Raw genomic sequence first — 14,034 nt, forward strand, 5'->3', positions numbered from 1 at the left:
ATCGGGAGTGGATGGGGTTGGAAGACGGCCTGCCGCAGGGCGGCGCGCTCCATTATCGGGCCGCGCGGGCGTCGGGGAAAACCCTTCTGGGGAAATTGCGAGCTTTGCAATTTGTAATGCGTCTGGATAATGGCCTGAACCGGTCATGTTGCCGGGTCATGACACTTCGAGGAGGGGGCCATGGATCTGGCAATGGCAATGGGTATCGCCCTGTTTGGGATGTTCACCGGCAGCACGGTGCTGTTTTTCTACCAGCTCGGCCGCTGACGGCAAAATCTGCCGAATTTCGTAAGCCCGCCATTCAGATGGCGGGCTTTTTGCTTTCTGATTGCTTACGAATTGCAAGCGTTTGTATGCATCTCAGCAATATCCTGCCAAATGCCTTGGCGCAGTAATGTGTGCTCGGCATAATCGGGGCCGCGCTTCCGGGCGGCCCACCGCGTCGTCCGGAATTCCTTTCCGCTTTTGATCTGTTTTTTTAGAGGACCGACGCGTGAGTCTCTCGTTTCTGGCATTCCTGAGCGTCCTGCAGGGCGTGACTGAACTCTTTCCCGTCAGCAGTCTCGGCCATACGTTGCTCGTGCCGGCGTTGTTCGGCATGCATATCGACAAGCACGCGCCGCAGTTGCTGCCGTTTCTCGTCGCGCTGCACCTCGGCACCGCGCTGGCGCTGCTGTGGTATTTCCGTACGCGCTGGATCGAGCTGATCCGCGGCTTCTTCGCGTCGCTCGGCGGTCGCAAGAACGATGAGGGGCACCTGATGTGGGCGCTCATCATCGGCACGATTCCGACGGGGCTCGTCGGCCTGCTGCTCGAGAAGCGCATCGAGCGCGTGTTTCACGATCTGCGGATCGTCGCGATCGCGCTGATCGTCAACGGCGCGCTGCTGTGGATCGGCGATCGCATCCAGCGCAGTCGCGCGCATCAGCCGCCCGAGAAGCTGACGTTCAAGCAGGCGTTTTTCGTGGGGCTTGCGCAGGTGGGCGCGCTGATTCCGGGTTTTTCGCGCAGCGGCCTGACGATGATCGCCGGCAACGCGGCGGGGCTGACCGCGGAGAAGGCGGCGGAATTCTCGTTCCTGCTCGGCACGCCGATCATTTTCGCTGCGGGCGTGCTCGAGCTGCCGAAGCTGTTTCATGCACGGGACCAGCTTGCCGACGCGCTGCTCGGCGGCGTGCTGACGGCGGTTGCGGCCTACCTGAGCGTGCGTTTCCTGATGCGCTATTTCGAAGGGCGCGGGCGGCTGGCGTCGTTCGGCATGTATTGCGCGATCGCGGGGGTGTTCTGTCTCGGCTGGTTCATGTTCCATCCGCAGCCGGTGTGACGCGGTGGGGCGATCCTTCATGACTTTCATGGGGATCGGGTATAATTTCGGGCTCGGTTCTCGCCGGGCCCGTTTTGTTGTCGAGGGTGCTTTTTTCCTCTTTTGCGCGGGCGGCCGGCGTCGAGCCCGTGTCTTCTTCCCCAGACCGCCCTTAGCTCAGTTGGATAGAGCAACGGCCTTCTAAGCCGTAGGTCACACGTTCGAATCGTGTAGGGCGGGCCAGTAAAATCAATGGTTAGCTGATTACGTAAGGCTGATCTCCCATCTTCCCGATCTTCGTGTGGGCGCCATGTAGGTGATTCGGAGCAACACGAATCTGAATCAGTCCATGTCAGTGTAACGTCGCGCGCGATTTGACACGGTTTAGCGACCTGTTTGTCACGGGGAACTGCTAGCTTTCGCGGTCGGTTTGTCACCGTTGAGCGCAAAATGAAGCCGCCCGAGGGCGGCCCGAAATTGGCGGTTCGGTCAATCCTACGGTAGGAGCGCCTTGACGCGGTCATACAGGGAAGGCGGAAGGTACACCGAGGACGCCTCGTCACCGCCGCGCGAAAATGACACCGTATTCTTCCACCAGGACAATTCCGGCACGGGCGTGCTGAAGGATCGTTCCACCAGGAGTTGGCCCGACTTGGCGTCGTAGACTCTGCCGACATAGTCGCAGTCATCGGGTCCTCTCCACTGGACCAGGCATCGCTCTGCAACGTATCGCCCGTCCGGAGACGTACTCTTCACGCACTCGTCGGCCTTTGATCGACGATCGACGTCCCATGCATAAGCGAGCGCGGCAACTGCCGCTACTACTAGAACGAGCCAAGTCGCCGCTTTTGCAACTTTTGTCATAACCAGACCTTCATCGGCGGGTAGATCGGAACGAATCGGTAGTCCGAGTACACGACAAAGTCCCCACCACGCTGGTGCTTTATCGCCCACTCTCTGAAGTCGCTATTGTGGACTGGGTAGTAGACGTTGCCTTTCACTGACGGATCGCCCATGGTGACGGCATAGGCGCGATACAACTCGGGCCTATTCAGATATCCAACGAAGCCGTTGTAGTCCAGGACGATGATTCCGTCCTTGCTCCAATGCCCCAGATATTGAGATATTTGGCCCGCCTTGTCGGTAAAGTCATAGCTGTCCTTGATGTAGACGTAGATGCCTGACACTTCCGCAAACCGACCATCGACATCGAACGTGACGTACGCGGGGGCGGCGTAGAGGTTGAACGACCCTAGCGCACCGTTGAGGTCGTCGGGTACACCGTTGCTGTGGAATCTCGCATCGATGTCTTCCGTAATCTTCTGAGCCAATGTGCTTCCGACTCTCGCAAACGTGAACTGAAAGTGCCTGTGAAGGTTCCGCAGGTTCTCTCCGCACATCACCCAGACGTCCAATTTGACACCTGGACGCTTGTAGCGTCCAAGGATTTTACCCAGCTGTTCCTTGGCCTTCGGTGTGCGAATCGCCGAACTGATGAGGTAGTCGTACTGCTCTCTGGCGCGTCGAGGCTTTAGCGCCCAATCCAGCTTGACCGTCGTCATGTCATACATGCTTGACGGATATGGTTCGCCCCGCTGATTGATCTCGGCCTTTGTGTCGTCATCGGTCCGCCCGTAGTTCAACTCCCCCGCAAACCATCGCTCCATGAGCTTTGCCGCCACGGGCATCATTTCCTTGCGCATTGCGCCGGGAATCTCCTGAATATCGAAAGGCGGAACCTGCGGTTGCTTTGGCGTGGGGGCCGGCTTGGGTGGCTTCGGCGGATCGGGCGTATTGAGCCAGGTTTTGAAGCGCGAATGCGCGTCCATCATCGCCAGCAATGTGTCGCCAACCTCCGGTTTTCTCCTTGGAGGCTTGGGTGGCGCTGGCGGACTTGGTTGAACGCATAGAGTGTCCGGGGGAGGACGGTCCAGCGACAGGGCCACGTCGGGCACAATCCAGCAGGCGTCGTCGTGCCGTTTCCACCGCCACAGTAGCTTGTTGATCGAGTAGTACGGAAACTTCGGGTTTGTCATCGACACTGGCGCGTTCCTCTATATCGTCGTGGTCGTCGCACCTTGCGTCGTTGGGGTTGCTCCCCTGCGGCGCAGGTATGCCGAGCCTACTGCACCGCAAGGAAACGTATGGTCAACAAGGTTTAAATTGTCGGACGATAGCGCGCTACGCTCGATACGCTAAAAGAGCCCACCGGTTTGGGTGCCAGGCTCCCAGTTCGTGATCACCAGCTCGCGGGCGGCGGCCGACGGGCCACCATGCACATTGTTCACGCTGTACTTGATCGATAGGCCGAGCATCGGCAAGCCTTCGAACACTCTCCGGATGTCAGGATGGTCGTTGATGCTCACCATCACCTTCCCTTTGCACGTGCGCATGAACGCGGCCATTCGCTCGTAGTTCTCGAATGGGAACGGCACGCCGTAACCCTCGGTCTCCCAATACGGTGGATCGCAATAGAAGAAGGTGTGCGGCCGATCGTAACGCTCCATGCATTCGAGCCATGAGAGGTTCTCGATGTGCGCGCCTGCAAGCCGCAGATGCGCGGCCGAGAGGCTCTCCTCAATTCGCAGCAGGTTGGGAGCCGGCGCGGTGGTCGCGGTACCGAACGTTTGCCCTTCGACCTTCCCGCCAAACGCGTGATGCTGGAGGTAGTAGAAGCGCGCAGCACGCTGTATATCGGTGAGGGTTTCCGGGACCGACTGCTGATGCCACTTGAACACCTGCCGGCTCGAAATCGCATACTTGAACTGCCGCACGAACTCTTCGAGGTGGTTCTGCACCACGCGATACAGATTCACCAGATCGCCCTTGATGTCGTTCAGCACCTCGACCTGCGCCGGCATCGGCCGCAGGAAGTACAACGCAGCGCCGCCGCAAAATACCTCGACGTAGCATTCGTGTTGCGGAAAGAGTGGAATGAGTTGATCGGCCAGGCGGCGCTTGCCGCCGAGCCAAGGAATGATGGGTAGTGCCATTTGTGTTGCGAAGTATTTTTGCTGGTTAGAATAGTCCAACCTCCGTGAGCGGGAGGTGACAGGGCCTTGGCCTGTACTACCGTGATGGTGTACGGCGGCCAGTGCGGCGGTGCATCCGTTCGCGCTGGCCGTCCTGTTTTTTTCAAGCGTCGTGCCGTTTCCGCAAACGTCGACACCCAGTGCTGCGTTATGCCGTCGTGTTGTCGATGCCCAAATTCAACTTGGTCAGTAAGTTGATGATCGATGCAACCGCCGTATTGCCGCCACGTGAGCCGGTGATCGACGTCGGCGCATTGATCAGGCCCCCGCCGAACAGTGCGATCGCCTGCACGGAGAGTTTCGGCGTATCGACGATCCCTGACGCACGGTTCACCCACATCGGGTTATCGATGACGTTGCCGTTGTCGTCATAACGCGAAAGAATCAGGTCCGACCCGGCATTGTTGCCTGTCTCTCCCGCGCTATTGCGAGCGAGCGTCCATCGCAGCTTGCCGGCGGTGCGGAACGAGAACTCGGCCATGTTGCCGGCCACCGAATCGACCGTCAGTGCAGCATCGCCCGAGATCGGTGAGACGAGCGCGCCACCTGACGTGTGCATGCCTACGCCCGTATTGTCGACCTCAAGGCCGACCGCGCTGCCGGGGTCGACGAAGCTTCCGGCGCTCGCGAAATTGCATCCGATGAAGCGGTTGGTATTGCCGTTCGTCGCCACGATCGCATGCCCCTTCGGGCCGACGCCGTTGTCCCATACGAACTGGCCACCGATCCACGTGTTGCGCGCGATGCTGGCCGCGTCGATCACCACGCAGTTGTTGACCACTTCGAGGTCCAGCGCGATGAACGAGTTGCCGTTCACGTAGCCGCCGGTCATATGCATGGCCGTCTCGGCATTACCGAAGCTGCCGAACATGCGCGAGAACTGTAGGTATCGAAGCCGCAATGCGTCGCCGCGTCCCGCGTTGTTGCCCACAAGGAACAGGTCGCTGTTGTAGACGCCGTTCAGTTCGATCGCGCACGCGTTGCTGGTCGGGTTCAGGTTCGACACGCTGACCTTGATCTCGAACTCATTGAACGCATCGGAACCATCTTCGAGGCCGACCTGGAGCGCCGGCCCGGAACACGTGGCCTTGATGCCGATATCGCTGAACCCGCCGTGAAACGCTGCTTTCTGGCCGGTCGAGTCGGTCATCAGCCATGCCGGCGACGCGATCACACTCGACAGATCGAACACTGACCGGTTGATGCCCGCGCCCCGGAACTTCGCCCCCGGCTTCCATGCAACGCCCCAGTCCATGACGATCTGCTGCGTGATGAGGTACGTCCCGGCCGGCGCATACGCTTCCACGCCCGTCGCGAGCACGAAAGCAATCCAGGCGCGCACGGCGACCGTGTCGTCGTGCACGCCGTCGCCCTTCGCGCCGAACTGCTTCACGGAGATCGGCCCCGTGATCTGCAGATGCCAGCGGCCGACGCCGCCTGCAGCGGCGAGTACCGTTGCACCATCGACGGTTGCCGTCGACGTCGACAGATACTGGTACGGACCACCCCCGCCATCACCGATAGCGCTGAAGCCGGTGGCAAAGGCGCGCGTGTATTTTGCGACGTCCAGTCCACTGACCTCTGCGACCGAATCCGCTACGTAGCTGATTCGGCGTTGAATCTGCGTTGCAAGCGTGCCGCCATCCCATCCGATCAGTGCCGCACCAGGTGTCGCCTTGCTGCTATCGGTGAGCTGGCCGAGCGGCACGGCGTGACCGCTATGCGTTGCCGGCGCGGTCTGCCGGCCACCGCCCGAACAATCATCGAGCAGCCAGGCGCCGTTTCCTTGATTGAATGCCGCATGGACGATATAGGTCAAATCCGCGACGCCCGGTGAGACCAGCTCGCCACCCTGCAGGAGCAGGTGATTCATGCTGTAGATTGGCTTTGGCGGCAACCCGTCCGGTGCGTATGTCGACGGGCCGTCGTTGCCGTTTTCGATCTGCACCAGCTGCCGAACGCCGTGCACCAGTGTGTCGGCAGTCAGTGGCGTCGGATTCGATGCCGCGTAGGCGTTCTTCACGCCGCTGTCGGTGAGAATAGACCGCCGAACGTTGAGCGCGTGAATGGCATCACGCAGCTGCGTGTAACGGGTCGGATCGAGCGCGACACCCGTGCTTTCGACGACGGATGCCACCTCCTCCTGAAGTGCGTTGAGCCACGCAGCCATCACGAACGTTCCCAGCAGACCTTTCGTCGGGTCGCCGTCGTGAAATCGGCCGTCGAGGCTGTCGATGCGTTGCATGGTCAGATTCCTGTATAGGCGAAGTAGACGTAGGTGAATGCAGGCTTCAGATCATTGAAAGCCTGTTCGATGACTGGATCGCTGAAATACCGCAGCGAGTCGCCAGCACCGCTGGTGCCGGCATAAAAGCGTTTGTCGATGGGCGGTGAACCGGACACGATGACTTTCCAGACCCACACAATGTCTCGTATCCAGATCGGATCTCCGGCGCGGCTCACGCCCGCTGTGAAGGGCTGCGGTTCCTCGATTTCGATTGTGTAGCCCATGCGTCTGGCGAGTCCCTTGAAATAGGGAATCGATAGACCACCAGTCTCCGCAAGCTTCTGCACAACAGCGGTCACGCGCTCATCCTGCGTCGCGTTTGCCGGAGGTGTGATGTCGATGACACGTTCCCAATCGGCAATCAGCTCGCCCGCGTAGAACGGTGTAACGGCACCGAGTACCGACTCGGCGCTCGCTTGCGCGTCATCGAGCGCATGCCCATCCGCTTTGAGCTGCGCGGCAAGGCTCTTCGCGTTCGGGTCGTAGCTGACCGGCGGTAGCAGAGTCCGCAGGAGATCGACGTGCTTCATGCCATCCGCGCGACATTGAGCGCGCCGAGCTGGCACCACTCGACTACGGTGGCGTCGACAACGGGCGTGATGTTCGTGGCCGGCGTGACGACCAACCGATCCGTCACACCCTCGGTATCCGTCACGACGCCTTCAACGCGGCTCTTCACATAGATCGCTCCCGGGGGCAGCGCCGCGAAGTAGGCCGCGATTGCCGTTTGAACGCGTGGCCTGAAGATGTCGATCGTCCCCGTTGAAAACGCCACACGCACGTCGTGATCGATCGGCACGATAGTCGGTGCGAGCACCAGACAGTTTTTGGCGGTGACAGGGCGCTGGCTGTCGATCGCCGCCTGTACGGCCGCGATCGTCGATGCCGACGGCAGCCCGCCCGACGATGTAATGACGACGTCGCATGTGCCGAGACCGCGTCGCAACGGGTACACGTAGGCCGCCGTCACGCCGTCGACGTTCATTGCCCATCGACGGAAGTCCCACTTGTTGCCGCCAGCCGGCGGTCGGCGAATCACTTCCAGCAGCCGAGCGAGCAGCTCGTCGTCGGTTTCATCGTCGGTGCCGCCGACCATCTTGACGACAGATGCGGCGCTGCTCACGCCGTTCGGCGCGGACAGCAGCGTGAGCGCTGCGCCTGCGGTCGCGTTGCCGGCACTGCCGGCCGTCACTGCCTGGGCGGCCAGCGTGAGCGTGCCGTCGACGCCGATGCTTCCGGTGGCCGTCGTCTGGTATTGCTGAGCCCCAAGTGTCTGCGCGACGATCGTGCCGTTCACCGGTGCGCCTGGCGCGCCGCTGATCTGGATGCTCCCACCGGCGGGAACCGCTGACTTCTTCGACAGGCCGCGTATGCGCGCGTGCAACAGAAGAATGTCCGGATCACACGTGTCCGGAAAAATCTGCTTCGCGATCCACTGCTGATGCTCGTAGAGCCCTTCGATCGCGCTCGATGTGGCGTTCGCACGGATCGCAAAATCGGAATCTGCGCCGGTATCCGCTTCGGGCAGATCGGTCTCGATGTCGCGGATGATCCCCGCTTGAATCTGGTCGAAAGTTTTGACGGTGAACGACATCACAGCACCTTGACGCGGTGTTTGAAATGGCTTGGCTTGCCGCTCGCGTCGACAACTTCGATCGACAGCAGCAGCCATCCGGGCGTCAGGCGCGTCGAGGTGACCTCGATAGACTGCGCGCGATGGTCGTTGAGCAACGGTTGAAGGGCTTGCTCGGCGTACTGAACAGCCAGGCGCGGCACGCGCGCAACGTCCTTCTCCCGCTCAAGCTCATGCAGACGCGAGCCGAGCGTCGGGTCGGCCCAATACGAGCCGAGCGGCGTCTCTAGTCGCAGGTAGACCGCGTTCGACAGGTTCGTCGTGAAGCTGCCGGAATAGTCGCGTGTGGAAGGATCGAGTGCGGGGTCCATACGGGAATTGTCCCGGCATGGACCCGTGTGACATCAGCTGAACGATGTCAGGAGGTAACTGCTCAGAGGGGCGGTGTCGTGACGCCGCCGTTGCTGTCCTGGTGTTCGTGGTGTACCAGGCTCTTGCCGCCTGCGACCACATCTTCCGTTATATGAGCCTCGCCGTCGATCGCGACAGCAGCTCCGCCGCCTTCGCCGGCCTTGGCGGTCATGCCGCCGTTGGCAGCAAGTGCGCCGGCCACGGTGACTTGCTGGCTCGCGTTGACGGCCGGCGTGTTGGCGTTCACCTCCTCGGAGGCGTCGACGTTCAGCTGGCGCGTCTTGATGTTCACGACGTTGTCCGCGTTGATGTTCAACGTCTGCGTGTTGATGTCGATGATGCGCCCGTGCCGCAGCACGATACTGTCGCCCTCGCTGGTATAGATCGCCACCTCACCGGACGCGAGGCTCTTTCTCCGAGCCGAAGCGTGCTCCGTCGCGACGATGACACCGTGTGCGGTCTTGCCACCAACCGGGATCACGATCGCCATCGTGCCGGCCGGCGGATTCGAAGTGAATCCGTAGTGCTGGAACAGCTCATTGTCCTGCAGCGTCTCGCCCGCGACCCCTTGGCCTTGTATGAGCTGCACACCGCTGTCGCTCCCAACAATCGAGATTACCGCGCGGAATGCGAGGCGGATCTTCGACATGGCGATCTTGATGCGTCCGTCAACCTTGTCCCACATTGATGATGTCCTCCGGTCCTTTTTTCTTGCCGCGACGGTGTTTGCGATGGCTTTGATGTGGGTGCGCGTCAAGCGTCCACACGCCGTCCTCTTTCAAGGTGAGCGTCGTCGTGGCACCGCCCGCGCGCGCCTTGCTGAAACGGCGGCCGATCAGGAAGAAAACAGCATCGATACCGTGCCGCTCCGAAATGACGTGAATTCGCTGGCCAGGCTTCCAAAGCACGCCGTCCGACGTTCGATGTCCCTTGACCTTCGCGGTCAGGGTGAAGCCGTGCAGCCGGGAATCCATCAGCAACTTTCGCGCGCGAGAGATCGCCATCGCGACACTCATGCATTCGTGGTCGATCACTACGTGGGGGCGATAGACCGCCACACTCGGATCTTTCGCGACGCCCTTGATCGCATTCTTGCCACTTTCGTGAGCCGTGCCGTGCATCTGCCCGAGCACGGTGACCTCGGAATAGCGGCCGGCCATCGAGCGCTGCCGTCGCAGCGAGATGACGTTGTTACCTTTACCGCTCCGGCGCATGATCAGCGTCGCGACCGGAGGGGTGGTGTAATCGGGGCCGCCGACGACGAGCGTTCCGTCCGGCTCGAACCACGGCCAGAGACCATTCGCCTCCGCTGCGTGCGCGAGTGCGTTCCAGGCGCGATCGCCCGGCTCGATGTTGACCTTCTCGTTTGTGTAGGTGTTCGCTGCGCTGATCCGGATCTTGCTGATACCGAGCGGCTTGACCACGTTTGCGATGACCTGCGCGAGCGTAGCCTGTTTTGCCACGAACACGGGCGCACAGCAGTCGAGCAGGACGCCCGCGCCGTCGCGGCCGGACAAGACCAGCGTGTCCCGATCCTTCGCTGTCTCCTCGTCGATCTCGTCAATGCGGCCGACGAGCACGGTGTCCTTGCCGATGCGAACTTCAACGGGCGCACCCTCGATTACCGAATCGGGCAGCGCGCCCTGCGAGGTGCTTCCGTCCGGCGGCGACAGATCGACACGCCACGCGTCGCCCGGTGTGATCAGGTGTGAGTCGATCTGGTACGAGGTCCAGTCGCGGTGCACATGGCCACCGATCAGGAGGCTCACCTTGTCCTGGTCGGTATCCGTCACGGCGCTATTTACTGTAGGCATTGAGCACGTCTCCGGGCATCAGGAAATTCGGATTAGTGACCTGCGGATTCAGACGCGCGAGTTCGGCCGAACGCGTGTAGTCGCCATACCAGCGGAACGCGGTCAGATGCAGGTTGCCGAATACCGTAACTGTTCGCGCAATCAGCGGCGGCCGTTCGTCGATCACCGCGATCGCGGCGGTCTGGATCGCCAGCGCGATATCTTTCAGGCCCTCGGCGATCGGCCGATAGGTATCGAGCGGGTAGAGCTGCCGGTGCATGTCAATGGCTGCCTGGATGGCCGACCGGGTTGTGTCGACGATCAACTCGATTTCGGTCGGCGCAAGCGTGGCGTCGGCCGCCTCGTCTGCGAGAATCGACGACGCGGTATCAGCGAGCTGCGCGGCGGCCGCCAACTGCATAAATGCCTGAGCAACGGCGACATCATCGGCGTTCGCGTTCACGCCGAGCGAGACCGTACTACCATCGGCTGTCACGCTGGCGTCACCATAGAGTGCAGCCGAATTCGTAAGCGCGACCACGCCGGCCTGAATCAAACCGGCGCTGCTCGACACGGTTGCGTCGCCGGTGCTGATGCCTGCTGGCAGCGCAACGGCGTTCGTCATCTGTTCGCTGAAGCTCTTCCAGTCCGACACGATCGCGCCGACACCAAACGTATGCTGATCGGAGAGGCCCGAGAGGTAGCTCAATACGTCCGATGCGAACGCCAGCGGATACTCAATCAGGTCCAGTGTCGAAGCGACGACACTCGGCACGAGACTGCCGAGCGCGCCAAGCGTGCCGGTCATCAAGTCCCGAAACAGGTTTAGCCGCGGCATATTGCTCTGCACCAGCTTTAACGCATCAATGGTCGCTGCGAACGCAGTGCTGGCGATGGAGCGCGCAGTGTCCGTCAGCGCGCTGACCGCCTCGGCCTTCTGCTCGGGCAGCTGCTGAACAAAGAACGGATTGCCCGGCGTCGCCTCGACGAACGCGATCTCGACGGTGCAATAGTCGGGATTCTCGGCATCGTGCGAGATCGCATAATCTTCAACCTGGGCCTTCGGGATGCTGCCGAAGACAGGATGAACGAGTTCACCGTAACCCGACTTGTCGAGCACGTCGATGAACGCCTTCAGGCTCGCCTCATAGTCGTCACCCCAGAATACGGCGGTGAGGTGCGTATCACGCGGACCCCGGCCAAGGTCTTCGACGTCAGCGCCGTCGAGATACGGGTACTCGTGCTTCGCGAGGCCGCGCTTTGCCGCATCGCGTGTACGTACACAGTCGAACGTCACGCCCCGAAAGGATGCATCCTGCAGCAGATCTTTCCAGCTCATGTCAGTGCCTCAGTGCCGCCTGCGCGTTAATCTGATTGACGGCCTCGGCGACGACGTGGCCATCCATCTGGACCTTCGTGGTGATGTTGATCGGTTGCGCCTGCTTGTTCGATTCGGCCTTGAACAGCGCGTCACCGATCAGCTTGCCGAGCTTCTCTCCGAGCAGGTCGCCGCCGAATCCGCCGACCAGGCCGCCGACCGCGCCACCGAGCGCGGTACCGACGACGGGTACCACCGAGCCGATCGCCGCGCCGGCAGCCGCGCCTGCCATCCATCCGCCGATTCCGCCCGCCGTACCGCCCGCGACACGCGCGTATTCGCTTTTCTTTTGGGACGCGCTCAGACTTTCGTCCTGGCTAACGCCGTATGCCTCGATGCCGCCAAAGAGCAACGACAGCGCCGATGAACCGGCCGGCTTCAGCGCACGCGCCAGGAGGCCGCCACGTCCGCCAGCTGCACGCGCGGCAGCCGCCACGCCGTCCTTAGCCATCTCGCGTTCGACGGCTCCGCCACCGTGGCCGGTAATGAAGCGCATCATGCCGACGGCCATCATCACGCTCGTCAGCCCCTCAAATGCGACCTTCGTGCCCATGATCGCGGTCATCAGTCCCGGATACTTTCCGCCGTACTGGGTGATAACGTCGGACACCTTCCCGATAGCCTTATCCAAGGGGCGCACCGCGTCCATTTCACCCATTTCGCCAAGCGATTTCGCACGTTCGGCCTTGAACGCGTCGGTGCTCTGCATCACCTCCGCATCCTTATCTCCGATGCCTTTCGCGTTCAGCGTCGCGGCCTTGATCGCGTTAAATTTTTCCTTGTTGTTCAGATAGCCCATCAGCGCGAGCATTTCCTGGCGGTTGCGAACCACCTTGCTGATGGCGGAACCCTCGATGATCTGCTCCATACTCGTATACAGCTCCTGACGTTCACCGTCATTCTTTGCCGTGGCGAGCTTCTTCTTGATGATCTGGTAGTTCTTGTCCTTCGCCATCACCTCTTCGAGGATTTCACCAAATGCGACCAGGGCGCTCTTGCCCTGGGCGCGTGCATTGGCGAGCTTGACGCCGAGCGTGCGGCCAAGCTCACGCTTGACAGCATGTGCCGTGTCCGCGCTGTTGAGCTTGTTGAGCAGGTCCAGCGCGTTGTTGCCCGCTTCGTCGGCGGTGCCGGCAGTGGTCATCGACACTTCGTTCAACGCGATCAGCTCCGACAGGCCGTTCATGCCGCCCATGCCCGAATTGCGCGCGGCCGCCATCTGCTGCGGCAACCACTTCGCCATCTGCCGGAGGTGGAAGCCGCCCATGTGGCCGCCCATGATCGCGGCGTCGAGCGCTTGCGGAATCTGGTCTTCTTTCAGCCCGAATGTCTGGATGCCACGCATGGCAATGTCGCCCAGCTCGGTCGTGTCGGCACCCTCGGCAGTGGCGTACCGTTGCAAGACCGGCATCAGCCTGAACGCCTGTTCGTGCGTAATCGCGTTCTGACCGAGCAGCTGCGTCATGGCCGCCGCGATCTCGTCAGGCGTGCCACCGCCCGCGCGAATCGACTCGCGGACGACGTTTCGCAGCTCCTGCATGCCCCGGATGCGTGCCGGCGCGTCTTCCTCGTTGAACGCCGTGTTGGCCATCAGGGCGATGTTGCGGTCGAAATCCATCGTCCTGCCGACAGGGGCCGCGACGGCGTGCGCGGCGGCAATGCCACCGAGCACGGCTTCGCCGGCGCGCACGAATTTCCCCGCGCCGGACTGGAGCAGCTGGATGCCGCGCTCGCGCGCCGACAGCCGGCCCATTTCGGCGTTCAGCTCGGCCACACGCGTCTGTACCTGCGCGAAGGCGCGTGCCTGTTCCTGGGCCGACATCATCCCGGACTGCGCGAGCCGAGCATACGCGGCCTCGGTCCGCGTGATCTCGCGTTGGATCTCAGCTTCGGAGCGGATGCCAAGCGCTTCCCAGGCGCGATTAAACCGCTGGTAATCGCGAAGGCGCTTGGACAGGCTCGCGTCGTTCGACCTGACGGCAGCGTCGCCGGCAGACTGAGCCATCTGGGCCTGTTGCACAAACGCAGCGCCGGTTCGACCAATTTCCCGTTGTACCGCGCGCTCCGATTGAGCGATGTCGGTTTCGCGTTTTTGGGCACTGCGAGCGCTCGCATCTGCGACGGCCGATACTGCATTCGTGGCGTTGCGCGCGTCGCGGGTGACATCCTGCAGCATGCGGGATGCCGGCCGCGACAGCTCGTCGCGCAAGCGCACCAGCATCGAGACAAGGAGGTTTTGCGACATGGCTATTGGCGC

12 protein-coding genes and 1 tRNA gene are annotated in these 14,034 nt (G+C 61.7%); 3 read left to right on the forward strand and 10 right to left on the reverse strand.

Going from position 1 to position 14,034, the window contains the following annotated elements; translation table 11 throughout:
- The first annotated feature begins 17 nt into the window (after window positions 1–17).
- The 3 genes from KY49_RS36880 to KY49_RS05220 all read left to right on the forward strand — a co-directional run bounded on the left by KY49_RS36880 (window position 18) and on the right by KY49_RS05220 (window position 1,546).
- Window positions 18–395, forward strand: coding sequence for a hypothetical protein (locus KY49_RS36880; protein WP_139253474.1), 378 nt, complete (start codon window positions 18–20; stop codon window positions 393–395).
- A gap of 98 nt (window positions 396–493) precedes the next feature.
- Complete coding sequence (locus KY49_RS05215) at window positions 494–1,324, forward strand: undecaprenyl-diphosphate phosphatase (protein ID WP_042583637.1); 831 nt, start codon at window positions 494–496, stop codon at window positions 1,322–1,324.
- A 145-nt stretch (window positions 1,325–1,469) separates the two neighbouring features.
- A tRNA-Arg gene (locus KY49_RS05220) sits at window positions 1,470–1,546 on the forward strand.
- Window positions 1,547–2,163: 617 nt separating this feature from the next.
- Here KY49_RS05220 and KY49_RS05225 read toward each other — a convergent pair.
- The 10 genes from KY49_RS05225 to KY49_RS05270 all read right to left on the reverse strand — a co-directional run bounded on the left by KY49_RS05225 (window position 2,164) and on the right by KY49_RS05270 (window position 14,022).
- Window positions 2,164–3,339: a DUF6402 family protein gene (locus KY49_RS05225; protein ID WP_082062299.1), complete on the reverse strand. Its 1,176-nt coding sequence runs from the start codon at window positions 3,337–3,339 to the stop codon at window positions 2,164–2,166.
- A gap of 159 nt (window positions 3,340–3,498) precedes the next feature.
- Window positions 3,499–4,296: a DNA adenine methylase gene (locus tag KY49_RS05230; RefSeq protein ID WP_042583639.1), complete on the reverse strand. Its 798-nt coding sequence runs from the start codon at window positions 4,294–4,296 to the stop codon at window positions 3,499–3,501.
- A gap of 187 nt (window positions 4,297–4,483) precedes the next feature.
- Window positions 4,484–6,580, reverse strand: a complete 2,097-nt coding sequence (locus tag KY49_RS34410) for a glycosyl hydrolase family 28-related protein (RefSeq protein WP_052495607.1) — start codon at window positions 6,578–6,580, stop codon at window positions 4,484–4,486.
- Between the two features lie 2 nt (window positions 6,581–6,582).
- Window positions 6,583–7,152: a YmfQ family protein gene (locus tag KY49_RS05240; RefSeq protein WP_042583640.1), complete on the reverse strand. Its 570-nt coding sequence runs from the start codon at window positions 7,150–7,152 to the stop codon at window positions 6,583–6,585.
- Complete coding sequence (locus tag KY49_RS05245) at window positions 7,149–8,216, reverse strand: baseplate J/gp47 family protein (RefSeq protein WP_042583641.1); 1,068 nt, start codon at window positions 8,214–8,216, stop codon at window positions 7,149–7,151. Before KY49_RS05245 ends, KY49_RS05240 begins: the two co-directional genes overlap by 4 nt.
- Window positions 8,216–8,566, reverse strand: coding sequence for a phage GP46 family protein (locus KY49_RS05250; RefSeq protein WP_042583642.1), 351 nt, complete (start codon window positions 8,564–8,566; stop codon window positions 8,216–8,218). The genes KY49_RS05245 and KY49_RS05250 overlap by 1 nt, the downstream gene beginning before the upstream one ends.
- A 62-nt stretch (window positions 8,567–8,628) precedes the next feature.
- Window positions 8,629–9,291, reverse strand: coding sequence for a phage baseplate assembly protein V (locus tag KY49_RS05255; RefSeq protein WP_042583643.1), 663 nt, complete (start codon window positions 9,289–9,291; stop codon window positions 8,629–8,631).
- Window positions 9,275–10,399, reverse strand: a complete 1,125-nt coding sequence (locus KY49_RS05260; RefSeq protein WP_231636338.1) for a phage baseplate assembly protein — start codon at window positions 10,397–10,399, stop codon at window positions 9,275–9,277. The genes KY49_RS05255 and KY49_RS05260 overlap by 17 nt, the downstream gene beginning before the upstream one ends.
- A 4-nt stretch (window positions 10,400–10,403) precedes the next feature.
- The gene (locus KY49_RS05265; RefSeq protein WP_042583645.1) at window positions 10,404–11,738 is read right to left on the reverse strand and encodes a DNA circularization protein; all 1,335 of its coding nucleotides are present in this window, start codon (window positions 11,736–11,738) and stop codon (window positions 10,404–10,406) included.
- A gap of 1 nt (window position 11,739) precedes the next feature.
- The gene (locus KY49_RS05270; protein ID WP_082062300.1) at window positions 11,740–14,022 is read right to left on the reverse strand and encodes a phage tail tape measure protein; all 2,283 of its coding nucleotides are present in this window, start codon (window positions 14,020–14,022) and stop codon (window positions 11,740–11,742) included.
- Window positions 14,023–14,034 lie beyond the last annotated feature (12 nt).

Source organism: Burkholderia sp. MSHR3999 (genome assembly GCF_000833595.1).
GTDB lineage: Bacteria > Pseudomonadota > Gammaproteobacteria > Burkholderiales > Burkholderiaceae > Burkholderia > Burkholderia ubonensis.